This is a genomic window from Rossellomorea sp. LJF3 (assembly GCF_037046045.1).
GTDB lineage: Bacteria > Bacillota > Bacilli > Bacillales > Bacillaceae_B > Rossellomorea.
Genome location: NZ_JBANLY010000007.1, coordinates 129,682 through 150,802 on the forward strand (window position 1 = coordinate 129,682; position 21,121 = coordinate 150,802).

General features: G+C 47.6%; 20 protein-coding genes. 19 read left to right on the top strand and 1 reads right to left on the bottom strand.

The annotated features are described in order from the left end of the window. Positions 1–24 precede the first annotated feature (24 nt). Positions 25–2,040 carry an N-acetylmuramoyl-L-alanine amidase gene (locus V8G47_RS09345; RefSeq protein ID WP_336199872.1) on the bottom strand — a complete coding sequence of 672 codons (2,016 nt, stop codon included), beginning with the start codon at positions 2,038–2,040 and terminating at the stop codon, positions 25–27. A gap of 591 nt (positions 2,041–2,631) precedes the next feature. Here V8G47_RS09345 and uvrB point away from each other — a divergent pair. From uvrB to hisIE, 19 genes are all read left to right on the top strand, one after another. After that, a complete protein-coding gene (gene uvrB, locus V8G47_RS09350; RefSeq protein ID WP_224521925.1) occupies positions 2,632–4,614 on the top strand; it encodes an excinuclease ABC subunit UvrB in 1,983 nt (660 codons plus the stop codon). A gap of 7 nt (positions 4,615–4,621) precedes the next feature. Next, positions 4,622–7,495, top strand: coding sequence for an excinuclease ABC subunit UvrA (gene uvrA / locus V8G47_RS09355; RefSeq protein WP_336199873.1), 2,874 nt, complete (start codon positions 4,622–4,624; stop codon positions 7,493–7,495). A 411-nt stretch (positions 7,496–7,906) separates the two neighbouring features. Then, positions 7,907–8,221 (top strand): DUF4870 domain-containing protein, encoded by a 315-nt coding sequence (locus V8G47_RS09360; protein ID WP_336199874.1) that lies wholly within the window; start codon positions 7,907–7,909, stop codon positions 8,219–8,221. 22 nt (positions 8,222–8,243) lie between these two features. After that, positions 8,244–9,374, top strand: coding sequence for a DUF4097 domain-containing protein (locus V8G47_RS09365; RefSeq protein ID WP_336199875.1), 1,131 nt, complete (start codon positions 8,244–8,246; stop codon positions 9,372–9,374). 21 nt (positions 9,375–9,395) lie between these two features. After that, a complete protein-coding gene (locus V8G47_RS09370) occupies positions 9,396–9,599 on the top strand; it encodes a PspC domain-containing protein (protein WP_061810172.1) in 204 nt (67 codons plus the stop codon). Continuing rightward, the gene (locus tag V8G47_RS09375; protein WP_034764302.1) at positions 9,599–9,955 is read left to right on the top strand and encodes a phage holin family protein; all 357 of its coding nucleotides are present in this window, start codon (positions 9,599–9,601) and stop codon (positions 9,953–9,955) included. Before V8G47_RS09370 ends, V8G47_RS09375 begins: the two co-directional genes overlap by 1 nt. A 151-nt stretch (positions 9,956–10,106) precedes the next feature. Continuing rightward, positions 10,107–11,042, top strand: coding sequence for an HPr(Ser) kinase/phosphatase (hprK, locus tag V8G47_RS09380; RefSeq protein WP_336199876.1), 936 nt, complete (start codon positions 10,107–10,109; stop codon positions 11,040–11,042). 31 nt (positions 11,043–11,073) lie between these two features. After that, a complete protein-coding gene (gene lgt / locus V8G47_RS09385) occupies positions 11,074–11,910 on the top strand; it encodes a prolipoprotein diacylglyceryl transferase (protein WP_336199877.1) in 837 nt (278 codons plus the stop codon). A gap of 19 nt (positions 11,911–11,929) precedes the next feature. Then, positions 11,930–12,895, top strand: a complete 966-nt coding sequence (locus V8G47_RS09390; RefSeq protein WP_336199878.1) for a nucleoside recognition domain-containing protein — start codon at positions 11,930–11,932, stop codon at positions 12,893–12,895. Next, a complete protein-coding gene (gene ppaX / locus V8G47_RS09395) occupies positions 12,867–13,517 on the top strand; it encodes a pyrophosphatase PpaX (protein WP_336199879.1) in 651 nt (216 codons plus the stop codon). The genes V8G47_RS09390 and ppaX overlap by 29 nt, the downstream gene beginning before the upstream one ends. Then, entirely contained in the window at positions 13,514–14,053 is a 540-nt protein-coding gene (locus tag V8G47_RS09400) for an acyltransferase (protein WP_336199880.1), read from the top strand. The genes ppaX and V8G47_RS09400 overlap by 4 nt, the downstream gene beginning before the upstream one ends. Positions 14,054–14,443: 390 nt before the next feature. Continuing rightward, entirely contained in the window at positions 14,444–15,631 is a 1,188-nt protein-coding gene (locus V8G47_RS09405; protein WP_336199881.1) for an ATP phosphoribosyltransferase regulatory subunit, read from the top strand. Further along, positions 15,628–16,251 carry an ATP phosphoribosyltransferase gene (hisG, locus tag V8G47_RS09410; RefSeq protein ID WP_034764282.1) on the top strand — a complete coding sequence of 208 codons (624 nt, stop codon included), beginning with the start codon at positions 15,628–15,630 and terminating at the stop codon, positions 16,249–16,251. Before V8G47_RS09405 ends, hisG begins: the two co-directional genes overlap by 4 nt. 169 nt (positions 16,252–16,420) lie before the next feature. Then, the gene (gene hisD, locus V8G47_RS09415; RefSeq protein ID WP_336199882.1) at positions 16,421–17,695 is read left to right on the top strand and encodes a histidinol dehydrogenase; all 1,275 of its coding nucleotides are present in this window, start codon (positions 16,421–16,423) and stop codon (positions 17,693–17,695) included. Between the two features lie 58 nt (positions 17,696–17,753). Next, on the top strand, positions 17,754–18,338 hold the full coding sequence (gene hisB, locus V8G47_RS09420) for an imidazoleglycerol-phosphate dehydratase HisB (RefSeq protein WP_201449617.1): 585 nt from the start codon (positions 17,754–17,756) through the stop codon (positions 18,336–18,338). Between the two features lie 3 nt (positions 18,339–18,341). Continuing rightward, a complete protein-coding gene (hisH, locus tag V8G47_RS09425) occupies positions 18,342–18,977 on the top strand; it encodes an imidazole glycerol phosphate synthase subunit HisH (RefSeq protein ID WP_336199884.1) in 636 nt (211 codons plus the stop codon). Then, on the top strand, positions 18,974–19,708 hold the full coding sequence (gene hisA, locus V8G47_RS09430; protein WP_336199885.1) for a 1-(5-phosphoribosyl)-5-[(5-phosphoribosylamino)methylideneamino]imidazole-4-carboxamide isomerase: 735 nt from the start codon (positions 18,974–18,976) through the stop codon (positions 19,706–19,708). The genes hisH and hisA overlap by 4 nt, the downstream gene beginning before the upstream one ends. Continuing rightward, positions 19,702–20,460 (top strand): imidazole glycerol phosphate synthase subunit HisF, encoded by a 759-nt coding sequence (gene hisF, locus V8G47_RS09435; protein WP_336199886.1) that lies wholly within the window; start codon positions 19,702–19,704, stop codon positions 20,458–20,460. Before hisA ends, hisF begins: the two co-directional genes overlap by 7 nt. Beyond that, positions 20,457–21,086, top strand: a complete 630-nt coding sequence (gene hisIE, locus V8G47_RS09440; RefSeq protein ID WP_336199887.1) for a bifunctional phosphoribosyl-AMP cyclohydrolase/phosphoribosyl-ATP diphosphatase HisIE — start codon at positions 20,457–20,459, stop codon at positions 21,084–21,086. Before hisF ends, hisIE begins: the two co-directional genes overlap by 4 nt. Positions 21,087–21,121 lie beyond the last annotated feature (35 nt).

Below are 21,121 nucleotides of genomic sequence, written 5' to 3' on the forward strand. Positions count from 1 at the left end.
ATCCTTTGGGACGGCCTTGTTTTTTTATCGTTTATGGTGATGCTGATGCTTGGAATTATCCACAACATCCACGTCTTCAGCTCTTACAAAGGCAAGGCGGTGATTCAGGTGAATCAGGTAAAATTCGTCGTCTCCCCAGACGATCTTGTGGGTCGTCTCAGGATTGTACGTATAAACAGGTGCGCTGTAGTAGCTTCCTTTCACCTTCTCGGTTGCGACATATTTCTGGCCCGGGGTGAGTTTATATTGAAGTACATCCATCCCTCTAACCGGAATGCCTTCAGGAAATGCTTCTGCTTCGGGATAAGCCAAACCGTAAACTGGGATTTCCGTTTTCCCTTCTTTCGGGGTGATGACGATCCCTGAACCTTTTGTGGTGTTTTTTCCTTTTGGATTATAGAACCACGCTTTTTGTGCTCCATACCAGATCGCTGTCCAGTCCCCTTGGTTTTCTGCCTTATAAAACGTTTGACCTGTCACTGCTTTATTTCCCCAATTCGACGCATCTAAAGGATGGGCATTTGGCAGTGCCGCGTCTTTGATAAGGGGAGCATCAAAGCTTGGCGCACTATACAGGTAGACGAAGTTTGCCGGTTGCTTTGGAACGGGTTCACCGGTCGGTGTCTGAAGATCCGGCATGTTCTTGTTGAAATTCGGATTGATCTGGACTACGTCTTTTTGCTTCTTGCCCGACTCTAGGGGTGCCCCCAAAATCTTCATATAGTGTGCCCAATCCCAGAATGGGCCCGGATCCCAGTGCATGGTGGACTGTCTGGCTGCGGATGTACCCGGCACTTCATCATGGGCGATGATATGGTCGCGGTCCAACGGGATATTGTACTCCCTTGATAGATGCTTCACTAAGCGTGCGGAGGCATGATACAGCTGCTCGTTGTACCAGTCTGCCCCTTCAATGGCGATTCCTTCATGTTCGATCCCGATACTCTTGGAATTGAAATACCAGTTGCCCGCATGCCATGCTACATCTTTATTATCGATCATTTGAGTAATATCGCCATCTGCAGAGCGGATCACATAGTGGGCGGAAGCCTGGGTGGTTTCCCGCTGAAACACGGTTTTGGTTAGATCATAGCTGATTTCTGTATCGTGGAGGACGATGTACTTGATCTCCTGGTTATCATGTGGACGATTGGCTTTGTCATAGTTGCCGTAAGACCACTCATAGAATGTCCCGTCATGATTGATTTTCTTGTAGGCTGCAGGGACATAATGGCAGGCAAGGCCTTTCGGACAATCGGCCTTGTTTTCTCCGTCATCTGATTTTAAGTGTAATGGCTTGATGGTTTCTTTATCCGGGGTGATCTGTTTTGGAGCGAGATGGATGGAAGAGCCATCTTCTGTCTGTTTCGCTGCTCCATTGTTGATCGTTTCAAACACTCGATCGGCAAAATCCCTTGCTCCTGTCTTGTCAGAAGAACCACTGTATTTGGCAACGGCCCCGTACCAATCGTCAAGGCCCGTCGGCGTTTTACCGACCGTCTGATCCGCATACTTTGCAAGTAATGCCGCAGCTCCGCGGATGTTTTGTTTTTTATCTTTTTTTAGATCCCCGGATGGGAGGGAGAGCAGGTCCGCCGCCGCAGTTAATGTGTGAAGGTTAGGATCTGAAAGAGAAATATCTGATTGCTTTTCAGTGTGTACAACACCCTGCATGGGAACGTCTTCTTTTCCTGAGAGAAACATATGAAGCGGAGCGTCCGTTGTGTCAGGGTCTTCCATACTATCAACATTGACATCCGTCAGATGCATCAGCCCGTATCCACCGGAAGCGCTTGGCTTTCCGTCATGATGCTCCCATAACGACATGTTATAACCCACTGCAAGGAGTATTTCAACGGGTACGTCAAATTCTTGCGCGGCTTGTTGGAATGCTTCCTGTAACTCGGACGAATCCACCGTGGCAGCACGTGCAATTCCTTGAGAAGAAAGGGATGGGGACAATAGTGTCATGGCGGATCCTAGTAAGAACCCCGTTAAACTGAGACTGCCTGCAACTTTTAACCATTTTGATTTTTTCATACATTCCTCCTGTGCTTATGTAGTTTTGCTGAATCTATTAAAAAGCTTATAGAATAATAGACTGAATAGTCAATCAATTATTGGATATATGCCTAGATGAATAATTCACGAAAAGGAAATGTGGGGAGAAATGATTGAATTGTGGATAAAGGGTGAATTATGTGAATAACACAACATCTCCAATGGTTATTCACAGTTTGAAATCGAATGCATAGGATTTGTTCACAAGAAATTTGACGAAATGTGTATAAGTTTACGTATTTTCCACAACTAATGATGACTTATGCACATAGTTATACACAGGTTGTGCATAGAAATGTTCGAATGATGTCGAAAAAAGACGGTCAAACTTCTTAGCTTTGTCGAATGTAAAATCATTTACTGTTTCTTGCTCAAAACGGAGAGTTATCCACAGTGTTGATAGATTTGGAGGTCCGTCCCTCAAAAAGGGAAAACGAACTTTTGTTCGCTTATTGTTGGTTAATAAGGAGGGAAATGTGGTAGAATGTGTATAAATGAATGTGCAGTGTTTAAGATGGGTATAAGTAGGTAAATACAAGGTAGCAGTCCTTTATTATAGGAGGTTTCACGGTGAAAGATCAATTCGAGCTCAAATCCAAATATAAACCAGAAGGGGACCAGCCCCTTGCCATAGAGAAGCTGGTACAGGGAATCAATGAAGGGAAACGGCATCAAACGTTACTTGGGGCGACAGGGACAGGAAAAACCTTCACCGTCTCCAATGTGATCAAGCAGGTTGAAAAGCCGACCCTCATCATTGCCCATAATAAGACATTGGCGGGACAGCTCTACAGTGAGTTCAAAGAGTTTTTCCCCGATAATGCCGTTGAATATTTTGTAAGTTACTATGATTATTATCAGCCGGAAGCATATGTTCCGCAAACGGATACCTTCATTGAAAAGGATGCCAGCATCAATGATGAAATCGATAAATTGAGACACTCTGCCACATCTTCCCTGTTTGAACGGAAAGATGTCATCATCATTGCCAGCGTGTCCTGTATTTACGGTTTAGGTAATCCGGAAGAGTATCGTGAGCTCGTCCTTTCCCTCAGGACAGGGATGGAAATTGAACGGAACCAATTGCTTCGTAAGCTTGTGGATATCCAATATGAACGAAATGATATAGACTTTCAGCGCGGGACTTTCCGTGTGCGCGGAGACGTGGTGGAAATTTTTCCTGCTTCCCGTGATGAACACTGTATGCGTGTAGAATTTTTCGGGGATGAAATTGACCGGATCCGTGAAGTGGATGCCCTCACCGGTGAAATCATGGGTGATCGTGACCATATCGCAATCTTCCCGGCTTCCCACTTCGTAACCCGTGAAGAGAAATTACAGGTTGCCATCAAGAATATTGAAAAAGAACTGGAAGAACAGCTGGCGATCATGAAGGAAGAGAACAAGCTGCTCGAAGCTCAGCGGCTGGAACAGCGAACCCGGTATGACCTGGAAATGATGAGGGAAATGGGGTTCTGCTCAGGAATCGAGAACTATTCCCGCCACCTGACATTGCGACCGGCAGGATCGACACCCTATACGCTTCTGGACTATTTCCCGGATGACTTCCTGATCGTAGTGGATGAGTCCCATGTGACGCTTCCTCAGATCAGGGGGATGTTTAACGGGGATCAGGCACGTAAAAAAGTGCTCGTGGACCATGGATTCCGTCTGCCTTCAGCCATGGACAATCGTCCTCTTCGTTTTGAAGAGTTCGAAAAGAAAACCCAGCAGCTTCTCTATGTTTCAGCAACTCCCGGACCATATGAGTTGGAGCATAGCCCTGAGATGGTCGAGCAGATCATCCGGCCGACGGGACTTCTTGACCCGGTCATCGAAGTGCGGCCGATCGAAGGCCAAATAGACGATCTATTAGGTGAGATCAATGAACGGATCGAGAAAAACGAACGTGTTCTCGTTACGACGCTCACGAAGAAAATGTCAGAGGATCTCTCTGCCTATCTGAAGGAAATCGGAATCAAAGTCCAATACCTCCACTCCGAAATCAAGACGTTGGAGCGTATTGAAATTATCCGGGATCTTCGTTTGGGAAAATACGACGTTTTAGTCGGGATCAACTTACTCCGTGAAGGTCTGGACATACCTGAAGTGTCACTTGTCACCATATTGGATGCTGACAAAGAAGGCTTCCTGCGTTCGGAACGTTCCCTGATCCAGACGATCGGACGTGCAGCACGTAACAGTAACGGAAGAGTCATCATGTACGCAGACAAAATCACCGACTCCATGCAAAAGGCACTGGATGAAACCGAACGTCGCCGGACGATCCAACAGGAATATAACGAAAAACACGGCGTGACCCCGACGACCATACAAAAAGAAATCAGGGATGTCATCAGGGCGACTCATGCCGCTGAAGAAGCAGGGGTTTATGAAGGAGAACAGACAAAGGTTTCGAAAATGTCTAAACCGGAGCGACAAAAACTTATTGCTAGCCTGGAAGTGGAAATGAAGGAAGCGGCCAAGGCACTGGACTTCGAACGTGCAGCACAGCTTCGTGATACCATTCTTGAGCTCAAGGCGGAAGGATGAACGAATTATGGCGCAGGATAAAATCATCGTACAAGGAGCAAGGGCTCATAATTTAAAAAATATAGATATCAACATCCCGAGGGATCAACTGGTCGTTTTGACCGGCCTGTCTGGTTCGGGGAAATCTTCCCTTGCCTTTGATACCATTTATGCAGAGGGACAAAGACGATATGTCGAATCCCTTTCTGCTTATGCCCGTCAATTCCTCGGTCAGATGGATAAGCCCGATGTCGACGCCATCGAAGGGTTATCACCGGCGATTTCCATTGATCAAAAAACGACGAGCCGCAATCCCCGTTCAACAGTTGGAACCGTAACGGAGATTTATGATTATCTTCGTCTGCTGTTTGCGAGGGTCGGAAAACCGATCTGTCCGAATCACGGGATCGAAATCACCTCCCAAACGATTGAACAGATGGTGGACAGGGTCCTTGAGTATCCTGAAAGAACGAAGCTGCAAGTACTTGCACCCGTTGTTTCGGGACGGAAAGGCACCCATGTAAAGACACTGGAAGACATCAAGAAGCAAGGGTTCGTACGTGTTCGCATCAATGGCGAAGTACAGGACCTTGGTGAAGAAATCTCATTGGAGAAAAATAAAAAGCACTCCATCGAAGTCATCATCGATCGGATCGTTGTGAAGGAAGGAGTGGCAGCCCGCCTCTCGGACTCCCTTGAAACGGCACTGAGACTGGCAGATGGTCAGGTGATCATCGATGTCATCGGGAAAGATGAGCTTCTATTCAGTGAACATCATGCCTGTCCATACTGTGGATTTTCCATCACGGAACTTGAACCAAGGATGTTTTCTTTCAATAGTCCATTCGGGGCATGCCCAAGTTGTGACGGATTGGGAACGAAGCTTGAGGTGGATAAAGAACTCGTCATCCCCAATTGGGACCGTACCCTCGATGAGCATGCGATCGCCCCGTGGGAACCGACAAGTTCTCAATATTATCCATCCCTGCTGAAAGCGGTCTGTGACCATTATGAGATTCCCGTGGATATCCCAGTAAAGGACATCCCGAAGCATCAAATGGATAAGATCCTATACGGATCGGGTAAGGATGAAATCTATTTCCGTTACGAGAACGATTTCGGCCAGGTCCGGGAAAACTATCTTCGCTTTGAGGGGGTTATTCCGAATGTGGAACGCCGCTACCGTGAAACGAGCTCGGATTATATCAGGGAGCAGATGGAAAAGTACATGGCGCAGCAGGATTGTCCTGCCTGCAAGGGCCATCGCTTGAAAGAAGAGAGCCTCGCCGTGAAAGTGGATTCCCTTCATATCGGCGAAGTTACGGCTTTTTCGATTGAAGAAGCCGAGCAGTTCTTCCATAAACTTGAGCTATCTGAAAAAGATATGAAGATAGCCAACCTGATACTCAGGGAAATTCGTGAACGCCTTGGTTTCCTTGTGAATGTAGGTCTTGAATACCTGACACTCAGCCGTGCGGCAGGGACGCTTTCAGGCGGGGAGGCACAGCGTATTCGCCTGGCCACTCAAATCGGTTCCCGTCTGACCGGGGTTCTTTATATCCTGGATGAACCGTCCATAGGCCTGCACCAGCGGGATAATGATAGACTGATTGATACGTTAAAGAATATGCGTGAAATCGGTAATACGTTGATCGTTGTAGAGCATGATGAAGATACGATGATGGCGGCAGATTATCTGATTGATATTGGTCCTGGAGCGGGGGTCCACGGTGGAGAAGTTGTTTCAGCCGGAACGCCACAGGAAGTGATGGATGATTCGAACTCATTGACCGGTCAGTATTTATCAGGGAAGAAATTCATCCCCCTTCCACAAGAAAGACGCAAGCCCGACGGCCGTTACCTGGAAATTGTGGGTGCGAAGGAAAATAACTTGCACAACGTCAAAGTCAAGCTTCCTTTAGGGATCTTCTCCGCAGTGACCGGGGTATCAGGATCAGGGAAGAGTACGCTGATCAATGAAATCCTTCACAAATCACTGGCTCAAAAGCTTCATAATGCAAAATCAAAGCCTGGTGAGCATAAAGAAGTGAAGGGCATAGAGCATCTGGATAAAGTCATTGATATCGATCAATCACCGATCGGACGTACGCCGAGGTCCAATCCGGCTACGTACACAGGTGTGTTCGACGATATCCGCGATGTCTTTGCCACCACAAACGAAGCAAAAGTTCGTGGTTATAAAAAAGGTCGCTTCAGCTTTAACGTCAAGGGTGGCCGCTGTGAAGCGTGTCGCGGAGACGGGATCATCAAGATCGAAATGCACTTCCTGCCGGATGTATATGTTCCGTGTGAAGTTTGCCACGGGAAACGGTATAACCGGGAAACACTTGAAGTGAAATACAAAGATAAAAATATCTCCGATGTCCTTGGAATGACCGTCGAAGATGCAGTGAAATTCTTTGAAAACATCCCTAAGATCAAACGTAAGCTACAGACCATCTTTGACGTAGGTCTTGGCTACATCACATTGGGTCAGCCGGCCACTACGTTATCGGGTGGGGAAGCTCAGCGTGTGAAACTGGCGTCTGAATTGCATCGCCGTTCGACAGGCCGCTCTCTCTACATCCTCGATGAGCCGACGACAGGACTTCATGTCGATGACATCGCCCGTCTCCTTGTCGTCCTTCAACGACTCGTTGAAAACGGGGACACGGTTCTTGTCATCGAGCACAATCTCGATGTTATCAAGGCAGCCGATTACCTTGTGGACCTTGGTCCGGAAGGCGGGGACAAAGGAGGTAAAATCGTCGCAACCGGCACCCCTGAAAAAGTGGCTGAAGTACAAGGTTCCTACACAGGTAAATACCTGAAACCCGTCCTCGAACGCGACCGTGAACGAATGAAAAAGAAAATCCGAGAAAAAGAAGAAGTCACCAATTAATCAAAAAGAGAGATGCACCGAGCATCTCTCTTTTTTTGAAAGAATGAATAGGGCAGTGTGTTTACTTCGTTTTTATTTTAGCAGGAAAGGGGATGCGGTCTTGTTAGATGGTGGTATATGACTGAGTTTAGGTTGGAGAAACAAGCTTGCAAGTTGATTGAAGCGGAAGGGGCTCAACTCACGCCCCACGGAAAGCGAGCACCTACAGCGGAAATCAACAACCACTCACTTCATTAAAAGTATCTGAATTTGTATCATCTTAAATAAAGAAAACACCTCCCTATACCTACCCAAACTCAGCCTCCAGATGGAGTCTAGACACACTTCCCATATGAGAAAATAAGATTATAACAAATGCATTGAAACTTTTTGCCCAGCGTATCGTAAATAATAGTAGAGGAGATGATGAAGATGGAGACCAATAAGGTACTGTCAGCTCTATGCTATTTTAGTATATTTTTTGCCGGCTTCCTTTTTCCCCTGATCGTCTATTTTGTATCCGATCATCCATACGTGAAAAAGGACGCCAAATCAGCGTTTTTATCTCACTTGTTACCGGTCATAGCGGTTCCCCTTGTGTTCGCAGGTTTGGTGATGGATATGGGGGTTTTCGCAAGTGGTGCAGGATTGCCTTTCTTTACCGTCATCATGATCGGTTTAGCCATATTACTTAGTGTTGTTGTAGTCATTTGGAATGTGTATAAGGGCATCAAAGTACTTTTATAATCAATGAAGGGGATGAAAGAGTATGAATGAAGAACGTAAACGCATTTTGGATATGTTGGAAAATGGAACGATTTCGGCACAGGAAGCTGTGGCATTATTGGAAGCACTTGAAGAAAAGCCGCATACATCGAAGCCCAAAAAAGAGAAGGATTTCCTTGATGAGTTTGTGTCGATTTTTCAAGATGAAAAAAAGGGTGAAAAAGAGCACTCATCCCATTCAGGGAATCCGAAAGATAAGCTCCTTGATTTCATGAATTCGGCACTCCATAAGATCAAGAGTTTCGACTTCGACTTTCAATGGAATCAATCGGTGGAGTTGTCCCATGTCTACCAACAGCCGAATACGGAGTTTGAAAAAATTGATATCGATGTGGCCAATGGGAAGGTGGAATTGATTCCATGGGATGGTGAAGAAGTCCGGGTGGAATGTGAAGCCAAGGTGTATCGCACGGAAGACAATGAAGAAGCGAGAAAGCAGTTCATGGAGAATACGTCCTTTGCCATCGACGGGGATACACTCTATTACTCGACGCAATTAAAGTGGATGAAGGTGGACTCCAAGCTATACATCCCGAAACATCAGTATAAAAGGATTTCTGTCCGTTTATTCAATGGTGGGTTAAAAGCGGGGGATCTAGAGGTTCAGGACCTCCGTGCCAAGGCAGCCAATGGGAAGATCCACATCGACCGCCTGACTGCTAAGAAAGCGGAAGTCGAAACATCCAACGGTGCGATTTCCATTTTGAACGCAAAAGCAGATCATGTGGAGGCGGAATCCATTAACGGCAAGGTGCATGTTGAAGGGGACATCTCCTACTCAGATGTTCAGTCCTTGAATGGGAATATCGTATGTGCCCTGACCGGGGAGAAATCCGATACGGTACATGCAAAAACAGTGACGGGCAATATCGATTTGTTTGTTCCTGAAAACATCAACATTTCCGGAGAAGCCAAATCGAATTTCGGTAGTTTCAAGGTGGAACTGCAGGGTATTGAAGTATTAGAAGAAAAAAATGAAGTGGTGCAGAAATCGATCCGTTTCAGCCGTAAGACTGATTCAGCCGATAAGCTTCATCTTTTTGCGGAAACAAAAGCGGGATCTGTCCTCATAAAAAAACATGAACGGAAGAATGTTAATAAGGACAACGCATAAGATGAGAAAGAAGGAATAACGATGAAAAAACGATTAGCACGATCAAGGTCTGACCGTAAGCTTGCCGGGGTGATTGGAGGATTGTCCCGTTATGTAGGGATTGATTCAACGATCCTTAGGGTGATCTTCATCATCCTGCTCATTCCAACGGGGTTTTTCCCACTGGCTGTCGTGTATGGTTTACTGGCCTTCGTGCTGCCACATGAGGAGGAAGCCATCAGATAATGAGATGGATTATTGGAATTTTAATCAATGCAGTGATCTTTATTGCGTTAGCCGGCTTTTTTGACGGGTTTGAGGTGTCGGGGATCGGAGCGGCGATTGGAGCGAGCTTTATCCTCTCGATTCTGAATGTGCTCGTGAAACCGATTTTGATCATCCTGACATTGCCGGTCACAATTTTATCACTGGGACTGTTTCTATTCGTCATCAACGCCATCACGTTATTATTGACGGATGGACTGATGGGAAGCAGTTTTGAACTATCAGGTTTCGGCATGGCCTTTCTGGCATCGATCATTTTATCACTTGCCAATTTGGTGATCCAGAAAGCGGTGCTCGACCCGATGAAAGAGAAATGAATATAAAAAGGACTCCGGTTTTCTCTAACCGGGGTTTTTTTATAGTTATTCCTCTAAGCAAGCCTCCTTGCGCTTTTCTCCATTATTGCTAAAATAGGTTAGAGTACGCTTATAAATATGAAGCGAGTGTAACGTGAAGGAGGAGCTACTTTTGGCTAAAGTTCGCACAAAAGATATCGTCGAGAAGTTTAAATTGGACCTTGTCGGCGGAGAAGAGGGTTTACATAGACCGATTACGACGAGTGATATTTCCCGTCCAGGACTTGAAATGGCCGGATATTTTAACTACTATCCCGCCGAACGCATTCAATTACTGGGGAAGACCGAATTGTCCTTCCTGGAATTGTTGGATGAAGCAGAACGCAAGCGCAGGATGGAAGCGCTTTGTACAGATATCACCCCTGGCATCATTATTTCGAGAGACCTGGAGATACCGGATGAACTGGTGGAAGCGGCGAATCGATTTGATGTCCCTGTCATGCGTTCATCCATGAAAACGACACGATTTTCTTCAAGACTGACGAATTACTTGGAAAGTAAGCTTGCTCCTACTACGGCCATCCACGGTGTATTGGTCGACATCTATGGTGTCGGTGTATTGATCACTGGAAAAAGCGGCGTCGGGAAAAGTGAAACCGCCCTTGAGCTTGTGAAAAGAGGGCACCGCCTTGTGGCCGATGATTGTGTGGAAATCAGACAGGAAGACATGGATACGTTGATCGGCAGCTCTCCTGAGTTAATCGAACATCTCCTTGAGATCCGTGGACTCGGCATCATCAATGTGATGACGTTGTTCGGTGCCGGAGCAGTGCGAAGCTACAAACGTATTACCCTGTGCATCAATCTTGAGCTGTGGGATAAAACGAAACAGTACGACCGTTTAGGGCTGGAAGAAGAGAAAATGAGAATCATCGATACGGATATTACGAAATATACCGTGCCGGTCCGTCCGGGACGAAATCTTGCCGTCATCATCGAGGTGGCTGCCATGAACTTCCGCCTCAAACGAATGGGCGTCAATGCAGCCGAACAGTTTACAAACCGTCTGGCTGATGTGATTGAAGACGGGGAGAATGAAGATATCTAAGCTTTACATATAATAAAAAAGGAGAGACACAATGAACGAGAATATTACGCCAATCGATCCTATTGCCATTTCCCTCGGCCCGATCCAGGTACACTGGTACGGAGTCATCATCGGACTTGGAATTGCACTGGGACTTTACTTAGTCATTCGTGAAAGCAAGCGTTTAGGTCTTCATCCCGATACCTTCATCGATTTGCTCGTCTGGGCGATTCCCATCGCCATTATTTGTGCCAGGATTTATTACGTTGCCTTTGAGTGGGACAATTATTATGCCGATCACCCGGGGGATATCATCAAAGTATGGAATGGCGGGATCGCCATCCATGGTGCGCTGATCGGATCGGTCATTACGACTCTTGTTTTTGCGAAAATCAAAGGTTTGTCTTTCTGGAAGCTGACGGATATCGCGGCACCAAGCATCATCCTCGGTCAAGCGATCGGACGCTGGGGAAACTTTGTGAATCAGGAGGCACATGGTGGTGAAGTGTCCCGTGCATTCCTTGAAAGTTTGAAGCTCCCTGAATTCATCATCAATCAAATGTACATCGACGGGGCGTATTACCAGCCTACCTTCTTATATGAATCTCTTTGGAGCTTCGCAGGGTTGATCCTGCTTCTTGTCCTGAGAAGAAAAGCCGACTGGCTGCGTCGGGGAGAATTGTTCCTCGTATATGTGATCTGGTATTCAATCGGGCGATTCTATGTAGAGGGGCTGAGGACGGATAGTCTGATGCTCGGGTCTTTACGGTTCGCCCAAGTGATTTCGATTATCCTGATCATTGCCGCGATTGCTGTGTTCTTTTACAGAAGAAAAGCGGGCCTTGCCCAAAAGGCATACGATGAAAAGACAGATACAGTGAACGCATAACAAAAAGGGAGAGGGAACTATGTGGATGTCATCTTTGAAAAATGGCGGACTCACAGGATTGAAAACAACGTGGTCCCTGGGGAAAGTCATTTTTCCTATCACGCTGATCGTCTTTTTGCTGCAATACACACCGGTCCTGCCGTGGATCATGGAGAAGATCTCGCCTTTCATGAGGCTTCTCGGTCTTTCGGGTAATGCGGCGATTCCACTGGTCCTTGGGAATTTCCTTAACCTTTACGCGGGGATCGGTGGGATTTTGTCTCTTGATTTAACGGTGAAGGAAGTATTCATCATTGCGGTGATGCTGTCTTTCTCACATAATCTGTTCATTGAATCGACGGTGGCGTCAAAAGTGGGCGTGAAGATCTGGCTGATTGTCACGGTGAGGATCGGACTCGCTCTCCTGTCCGCCGTCATCATCAATCTCGTATGGAGCGGGGGATCTGATATTGCCAAGTATGGGATGATGCCCCCGCAGCAGGCTGAGCCCGATGGATGGGGAGAGATCGTCTTGCTTGGCCTTGAAAAAGCAGGGTTCGGTGTCCTGCAATTGGCCCTTATCGTCATTCCTCTGATGATCATCATTCAGGTTATGAAAGACTTGAAATGGATGGACGCATTTTCCCGCTGGATGTCCCCAGCTACACGGGCCCTCGGGATGAATGAAAATACGTCGACCACGATGGTGGCAGGACTCGTCATCGGTCTCGCCTACGGGGCGGGTGTCATGATCCAGGCGGTCAAGGAAGATGGGGTCAGTAAGAAAGATGTCACGATCGCTTTCCTCTTTTTAGTGGCATGTCACGCAGTGGTGGAGGATACAGTGATCTTCATCCCCCTTGGCATACCTGTACTGCCGCTTCTTTTGATCAGGCTGGTGACTGCGATCCTGTTAACCATGCTGGTCGCTTATATTTGGAATAAAGTTGATGCTAAGAAAGAAAAGGAGCTGCATTATGAGCAGGATTACAACAATTCTATTTGACTTGGATGGGACATTGATCAACACGAATGATCTGATCATTTCATCCTTTTTGCATACATTGAATCATTATTATCCGGGGCAATACGGGGAAGAAGACGTTCACCCATTTATGGGCCCGCCTCTTGAAGAGTCCTTCGGCGGGTTGGATTCCGATAAGATGGAAGAAATGTGCGCTCACTACCGTGCCTACAATCACGAGCATCATGATTCCCTCGTGACAGAGTTTGAGGGAGTCTATGAAACCGTCAAGACCCTTTACGACAATGGATACAAATTAGCGATCGTGTCGACGAAGGTGCGTGATGTGGTATTGAAAGGATTGGACCTGATGAATCTTCGTCCGTTCTTTGACGTCATCATCACCCTGGATGAGGTGGAGAACGCGAAGCCCCATCCGGAACCGATCGAGAAAGCATTGGTGGCATTGGGATCTTCCCCTGGTGAAGCCATCATGATCGGAGACAACCACCACGACATTCTAGCCGGGAAAAATGCAGGCGTCCTGTCGGCAGGCGTTGCCTGGAGTGCCAAGGGAAGAGAACATCTGGCCCATTATGAACCGGATTTCATGCTTGAAAACATGAGGGATTTATTAGCGATCGTGGGAGTCCCGACTGCATGAGAAGGACGACCCGCTATCCTGTTGAAGGAGCAAATTCCCTCTGGCACGTATACAAAACCGTACCATTCGGGAAGGTCGTCAAGAATTTCATCGTCATCCAGCTCGCCCGTTACACACCGTTTTTAGGGATGAAGAATTGGCTGTATAAGACGTTTCTCGGAATGAAGATCGGGGAACACACGTCATTCGCCCTGATGGTGATGCTGGATGTGATGTTTCCAGAGAAGATTTCCGTGGGACGGAATACGGTCATCGGCTATAATACGACGATCCTTGCCCATGAGTATTTGATCAAAGAGTACCGCCTGGGTGATGTCGAGATCGGATCGGAAGTGATGATCGGTGCCAACACGACGGTTTTACCGGGCGTGAAGATCGGTGACGGTGCCATCGTTTCGGCAGGCACCCTTGTACATAAAGACGTGCCGGCAGGGGCGTTCGTCGGTGGGAACCCGATGAAAGTCATCTATACGAAAGACGAGCTGGCCGAACGATGGCGGGAAGATAGCATCTATGGATTGAAGAAAGAAGAATAAGGGAAAAGGCAAAGATAGAGTGGATTCTGTCTTTGCCTTTTTTTATTTTTGTGAAAGGGAGGGAGGAAGTGTGGCGGAATTTGTCGAATGGCAGATATATTGGATATTTGGCAGGTAAATGAAATTTTCCGCCGATATATTTCGGGAATGGCAGATATATTATGAAAACGGCAGATAAAACCGAGTAACGGCAGATAACCCAGCCACCGACCTCCCTCGACCATTCCCCCCTCAAAAACGGTTGACGAATAAAAAAAGAAACGCTACACTACAAATAACTTTATTTTATTAGCACATTAGCGAACTAAAGGATTTCTGAATAATCGAGAAGTAGTAACAATCCCTCATTAAGGGAAAAATAGATGAATTAATACGCCAAAGGTGGTTCTTATGACTAATTTATTTATGTTCGAGAAGCCATTGGGAATGAGAGATACATTTCCTGATTTATATGAGATCAAAGATCAGACGAGGAAGAAGATGGAACAGGCCATGAAGCTGTGGGGTTACCGGTTCATTGAAACCCCGAGCCTGGAATATTATGAGACCGTCGGGGAAGCATCGGCCATCCTCGATCAACAATTATTCAAGCTATTGGATCAACAGGGGCATACACTCGTGTTGAGGCCGGATATGACAGCTCCGATCGCGCGGATTGCAGCGTCAAAATTATTGAAAGAAGAAGCGCCTCTCAGACTAGCCTATTCCAATTCAGTCTTCAGGGCCCAGCAGCGGGAAGGCGGGCGGCCGGCAGAATTTGAACAGGTGGGGATCGAGTGCATCGGGGATGATTCCGTCAGTGCCGATGCCGAAGTGATTGCCCTTATGGTATCGGTCCTCAAAGAAGCAGGCTTGGAGCATTTCAAGATTTCCATCGGGCATATCGGGTTCGTTCAGGAACTGTTCACTCAAATCGTCGGAACCGAAGAACGGGCAGATACGCTAAGACGATATTTATATGAAAAAAATTATGTCGGCTATCGTCAGCATGTGAACGAACTGGCCCTGTCATCCATCGATAAAGAACGGCTGTTCAGATTCCTGCAATTACGGGGATCGGAGGATGTACTCGGTGAAGCCCATAGCCTCCTTGAAGGAGGAAAAGGACTCGGAGCACTTGAACAGCTGAAAGATCTGTGGAGTATTTTAAAAGATTATGAAGTGGAGAAATATGTGAAATTCGACTTGAGCCTTGTCAGTCATATGAGCTATTATTCCGGGATTTTATTTGAAGTGTACGGGGAGAATGTCGGGTTTGCCATTGGAAATGGCGGTAGATATAATAAGCTCCTCGAAAAGTTCGGTAAGAATTCCGGGGCGACAGGCTTCGGGTTGCGCCTTGACTATGTACTGGAAGCCATGCAGGTTGAATTATGTTCCACCCTTCAGCAGTGTGTACTGTTCAGTGATGAGCGCAGGAAGGAAGCCATCGGCCTGGCGCGTGACTTGAGGAAGGAAGGGGTCGAGGTTGTACTGCAAAACTGGAAGGGTGTAGGAGATGTGGACGAGTTCACGAAGGGGTTCAGCAACGTCCACTTCGTCGTGGGACAGGACCGGAAAGGCGGTGAGACATCATGAGTTCGTTAACCATTGCCATGCCTAAAGGCAGGATATTCGAAGAAGCAGTGGAACTATTAAGGAAGGCCGATTACAACCTTCCACCTGAATTCGATGATTCACGAAAGCTTATCATCGAAGTGCCCGAAGAGGATCTGCGTTTCATCCTAGCGAAACCGATGGATGTCCCGACCTATGTGGAACATGGTGTCGCTGACCTGGGGATTGCGGGGAAAGACGTCATGCTTGAAGAAGAAAGGGACGTATACGAGCTCCTCGATTTGCGGATCAGCGGATGCTATCTGGCGGTAGCGGGACTGCCGAACACGAAGATGAGTGATGTGGCGCCGAAGATCGCGACAAAATATCCGAATGTCGCTTCATCTTATTTCCGGGAGCAGGGGGAGCAGGTGGAAATCATTAAATTGAACGGTTCCATCGAACTCGCCCCATTGATCGGGCTTGCCGACCGCATCGTCGATATCGTATCAACGGGTCGGACCCTGAAAGAAAACGGCCTGGTCGAATACGAAACCATCGTCGGCATCACCTCACGACTCATCGTCAACCCCGTCAGCTACCGGATGAAAGACGAAAAAATCGAAGACCTCGTCACCCGGCTGACACGCATCATCGGGTGAGAGGGACGGACCTCTCTTGTTCGAGTCCGGAATGTAGCGTTGGCAGGAATTTAAGAAGCTTTTGGGACGGAATACCGCTGAAAATCGAGGTCCGTCCCTCTAAATAGAGATTACATATGGAGACTGGTCCTGATAACAGGTCCGTCCCTCATAAAGGTTGGTGAGTTCTGTGAAGATTATTAGGGATATAAGCGGGGCGTCGATTAAGCGTTCTGTGGATAGTGGTACGGAGGAGCAGCGCAGGGCGGTCCGGGGAATCATTGCTTCTGTTAAACAGGATGGAGACAGAGCCGTACGTGAGTATACAGAGAGATTTGATGGAATCCATTTGGAGAACTATAAAGTCACCGAGAAGGAGATAGAGGAAGCATTCTCCACTCTCGATCCGGAAATGGTCTCCATCATTGAAGAAGCGGCGGATAATATACGTGCCTTCCATGCAGAGCAAAAGAGGTCATCATGGTTCACAACGGATGAGGATGGAACGATGTTAGGTCAAAAGCTCACACCCCTTGATTCGGTTGGTGTGTACGTTCCCGGTGGGACTGCAGCCTATCCATCATCCGTCTTGATGAATGTACTGCCGGCACAGGTGGCAGGGGTAAAGAGAATTACAATGGTTTCACCTCCAGGCAAGGATGGAACATTATCTCCGGGGGTTCTCGTGGCCGCGAAGGTAGCAGGAGTGGAGGAAATCTTTAAGGTCGGTGGTGCTCAAGCCGTTGCCGCACTTGCATACGGGACGGAATCCATCTCGCCTGTGGATAAAATCACGGGACCGGGGAACATTTACGTTGCCCTGGCAAAACGGGAAGTGTTCGGTGATGTGGATATTGATATGATCGCCGGACCGAGTGAAATCGTGATCCTGGCTGACGGAAATCAGCGGGCAAATGAAATCGCTGCAGACCTTCTTTCTCAGGCAGAGCATGATGCGCTTGCTTCAGCAGTTCTGGTGACCAATTCTTCGGCTCTTGCGGAAGAGGTATCCGCAGAGGTTGAGCGTCAATTGGCTACTCTTCCTCGTGAAGAGATTGCCCGTCAATCCATCCTCGATTTCGGTGCCATTTATGTGACGAGAGATTTAGAGGAAGGAATTGAGCTCGTCAATGAGCTCGCCGCCGAGCATCTGGAAATCTTGACGGATAAGCCCTTTGAAACGATGGCGAAAATCCGCCACGCCGGAGCGATTTTCCTAGGAAGATACAGCTCTGAACCTGTCGGGGATTATTTTGCAGGACCGAATCATGTTCTGCCGACGAACGGGACAGCCCGTTTCTCAAGTCCGTTGAATGTGGATGAATTTATGAAGAAGACAAGTGTCATATCCTATAGTGAAACGGCACTGGAGAAAAACTACGGAAAAATCGCGAAACTTGCCCGATTAGAGGGCCTCGAAGCCCATGCGAGGGCAGTGGAGATTCGATTCGATAAAGAAAAATAGGGAAGAGGGACAAGCCTCCCACGGGAGGTCCGTCCCTCCAAAAAAGGAGGACATCATGGTGAGAAGTGCAGAGATTGTGCGTAAGACGAATGAGACAGATATCCGGTTGAGTTTTGGAATCGATGGGGAAGGGAATTCGAGGATCGAGACAGGGGTCCCGTTCATGAGTCATATGATGGATCTGTTCACGAAGCATGGACAATTCGATTGTACGATTGAGGCAAGCGGGGACACGGAGGTCGACGATCATCACACGACAGAGGATATCGGCATCTGCCTCGGACAGGCATTGCTTGAATCACTCGGAGATAAGAAAGGCATCAAGCGTTATGGATCGGCCATGGTCCCGATGGATGAAGCCCTGGCTCAAGTCGTGGTGGATCTGAGTAACCGCCCCCATCTTGAATTCCGCGCAGAACTTCCGAGTCAGAAAGTGGGGACATTCGATACGGAGCTTGTTCATGAATTCCTTTGGAAGCTCGCCCTTGAAGCAAGGATGAACCTTCATGTCATCGTGCATTACGGTCACAATACCCACCATATCATCGAAGCGATCTTCAAAGCACTGGGACGCGCCCTTGATGAAGCGACCACAATCGATCCCCGTGTAAAAGGGGTACCATCAACGAAGGGAATGTTATGATTCATGATTGGAATTGTGGATTATGGAATGGGAAATCTGTTCAGTGTAAGTAAAGCGCTGGAACGATTGAACGTCCCTTACTTTATAAGTGATGTACAAGAAGAGTTATTGAGGGCCGATGGGTTGATACTGCCCGGTGTAGGTGCCTTTAAGGATGCCATGAGTCTTCTTGAAACCACCCACCTGAAAGAAACCATCCTGACCTTTGCGGCAAGCGGCAAGCCCCTCCTTGGCATATGTCTGGGCATGCAGCTCCTTTTTGAGGAAAGTAAGGAAAATGGAGCGACGAAGGGGTTGGCTCTGCTGCCAGGGGAAGTGCTTCGCATTCCGAAAGAGGATAGGGAAGGGAATGCCTATAAAGTGCCTCACATGGGCTGGAATCTTCTTCGTTTCCAGAAAAACTCCACCCTTTTAGAAGGGTTAACGGAAGGCTATGTTTACTTCGTGCATTCTTATTATGTGCATGAAGGATCCAAAGACGTGATTGTGGCAAGCGCTGATTATGCGGGAGTGGAGATTCCTGCCGTCGTGAGCCGTGGCAATATTTTCGGCATGCAGTTCCATCCTGAGAAAAGCGGCGAACTTGGCATGCAGCTGTTAGAAAACTTTACAAAGCGAGTGAAGGAGAGGGTCTCATGAGTTTTACGATTTATCCAGCCATCGATATGCGGGGCGGGAAATGCGTACGATTGGTGCAAGGGGATTATAATCAGGAAACGGTTTACGGAGACTCCCCGTTCGATATGGCAAAGAAATTCGCCGATGAAGGGGCAGAGTGGATCCATATGGTGGATCTTGACGGGGCAAAGGAAGGCTCACGGATCAATGATGAATTCGTGATTGCCGTTGCAGAAAAACTCGATGCCAAGGTTCAAATCGGAGGAGGCATCCGATCTAAAGAGGATATCGAACACTATTTGAACAGGGGTGTTGATCGGGTCATCATTGGCAGCATTGCTGTTTCCAACACGGAATTAGTAAAAGAATGGCTAATGGAATTTGGTGATAAGATTGCCATCGGACTTGACGCGAAGGATGGCTATGTGGCGACCCATGGGTGGCTGGAAACCTCTGCTCTTAAAGCCGTCGATCTTGGAAAGGAACTCGCTGAAGCCGGTGCAGAAACATTCATATTCACCGATATTGCCACAGACGGAATGCTATCTGGTCCCAATGTTGAAGCAGTTGTGGATCTTGCCGAACAAACGGGGAAATCAGTGATTGCGTCTGGAGGCATTAGCTCACTGAAAGATCTTAAGGTATTAAAGGAATATGAATCCCGGGGCGTAACAGGTGCCATTTGCGGGAAATCCCTTTACACAGGGAAGTTCACTGTCAGTGAGGCTGTAAACGAGGTGAGTTCATGTTAACGAAACGTATCGTCCCTTGTCTGGACGTAAAGGATGGCCGGGTGGTAAAAGGTATTCAGTTCGTGGAATTGCGGGATGCGGGGGACCCTGTTGAACTTGCAAAGGTATACGATGAGCAAGGTGCGGATGAACTGGTGTTCCTGGATATATCCGCCTCCCACGAAGGTCGTAAAACCATGGTCGAGGTCGTTCAACATGTGGCAGCCGAATTAGCGATTCCTTTTACAGTGGGTGGAGGGATCAATTCGGTGGAGGATATGAAAGCGATCCTCCGGGCTGGGGCGGACAAGGTTTCCCTGAACACAGCAGCCGTACTTCGGCCTGAGCTGGTCCGGGAAGGGGCCGATTACTTCGGCTCCCAATGTATCGTAGTGGCGATTGATGCCAAATATGACGAAGAAACCAAGGGGTGGAAGGTTTACACCCACGGAGGCAGGAAGCTGAAAGACCTTGATGCCGTTGAATGGGCAAAGGAAGTAGAAGCTCTCGGAGCGGGGGAAATCCTACTGACGAGCATGGACAGCGACGGAGAGAAGAAAGGTTTTAACCTGGCTCTTACAAAGGCAGTCAGCGAAGCGGTGTCGATTCCCGTGATTGCTTCCGGCGGTGCCGGGAATGCTGCCCACTTTAAAGACGTGTTCACAGAAGGAAAAGCCGATGCGGCCCTGGCAGCTTCCATTTTTCATTATAAAGAAACGAGTGTAGAAGAAGTAAAAAGCTACTTAAGGAAAGAAGAGGTGCACGTACGATGACAAACACTGATTGGATCACATCCGTGAAGTATGACGACAAAGGCCTTGTGCCCGCCATCGTACAGGATGCTGCAACGAAGGATGTACTGACATTAGCCTATATGAATGAAACCTCACTTAGAAAAACCGTTGAGACCGGGGAAACATGGTTCTATTCCCGGTCACGTCAAGAACTTTGGCATAAGGGTGAAACGAGCGGTAATACACAAACGGTGGAGAATATCACGTGGGATTGCGACCGGGATGCCCTTCTGGTCCTCGTCTCGAAGAAAGGTCCTGCATGCCATAAAGGGGAGGACAGCTGTTTCCATGAAGAAGTCTTTGGTGAGGAGAGGCCATCAAAAGAAAATATCCTTCTCACCCTGGAAAAACTTATCGAAAATCGTGAAATCGAGCGTCCGGAAGGAGCATACACAACCTACCTTTTTGAAGAAGGGGTGGACAAAATCCTTAAAAAAGTAGGGGAAGAAGCATCAGAAGTGATCATTGCCGCGAAAAACAGGGACAGTGAAGAACTCAAATGGGAAGTCGCCGACCTTTTCTACCACGTCCTTGTCTTACTAAGGGAACAAAAACTTCCACTCGAAGCAGTCTTGGATGTCCTCGTGGAACGTCATAATAAATAACATCTTGAGGGACGGACCTTTGCGCATGGCGCGAA

Coding starts and splice junctions, on each gene's coding strand:
- V8G47_RS09345 (WP_336199872.1), bottom strand. CDS start 2,040: ATGAAAAAATCAAAATGGTTAAAAGTTGCAGGCAGTCTCAGTTTAACG.
- uvrA (WP_336199873.1), top strand. CDS start 4,622: ATGGCGCAGGATAAAATCATCGTACAAGGAGCAAGGGCTCATAATTTA.
- V8G47_RS09360 (WP_336199874.1), top strand. CDS start 7,907: ATGGAGACCAATAAGGTACTGTCAGCTCTATGCTATTTTAGTATATTT.
- V8G47_RS09365 (WP_336199875.1), top strand. CDS start 8,244: ATGAATGAAGAACGTAAACGCATTTTGGATATGTTGGAAAATGGAACG.
- V8G47_RS09370 (WP_061810172.1), top strand. CDS start 9,396: ATGAAAAAACGATTAGCACGATCAAGGTCTGACCGTAAGCTTGCCGGG.
- V8G47_RS09375 (WP_034764302.1), top strand. CDS start 9,599: ATGAGATGGATTATTGGAATTTTAATCAATGCAGTGATCTTTATTGCG.
- lgt (WP_336199877.1), top strand. CDS start 11,074: ATGAACGAGAATATTACGCCAATCGATCCTATTGCCATTTCCCTCGGC.
- V8G47_RS09390 (WP_336199878.1), top strand. CDS start 11,930: ATGTGGATGTCATCTTTGAAAAATGGCGGACTCACAGGATTGAAAACA.
- ppaX (WP_336199879.1), top strand. CDS start 12,867: ATGAGCAGGATTACAACAATTCTATTTGACTTGGATGGGACATTGATC.
- V8G47_RS09400 (WP_336199880.1), top strand. CDS start 13,514: ATGAGAAGGACGACCCGCTATCCTGTTGAAGGAGCAAATTCCCTCTGG.
- V8G47_RS09405 (WP_336199881.1), top strand. CDS start 14,444: ATGACTAATTTATTTATGTTCGAGAAGCCATTGGGAATGAGAGATACA.
- hisG (WP_034764282.1), top strand. CDS start 15,628: ATGAGTTCGTTAACCATTGCCATGCCTAAAGGCAGGATATTCGAAGAA.
- hisH (WP_336199884.1), top strand. CDS start 18,342: ATGATTGGAATTGTGGATTATGGAATGGGAAATCTGTTCAGTGTAAGT.
- hisA (WP_336199885.1), top strand. CDS start 18,974: ATGAGTTTTACGATTTATCCAGCCATCGATATGCGGGGCGGGAAATGC.
- hisF (WP_336199886.1), top strand. CDS start 19,702: ATGTTAACGAAACGTATCGTCCCTTGTCTGGACGTAAAGGATGGCCGG.
- hisIE (WP_336199887.1), top strand. CDS start 20,457: ATGACAAACACTGATTGGATCACATCCGTGAAGTATGACGACAAAGGC.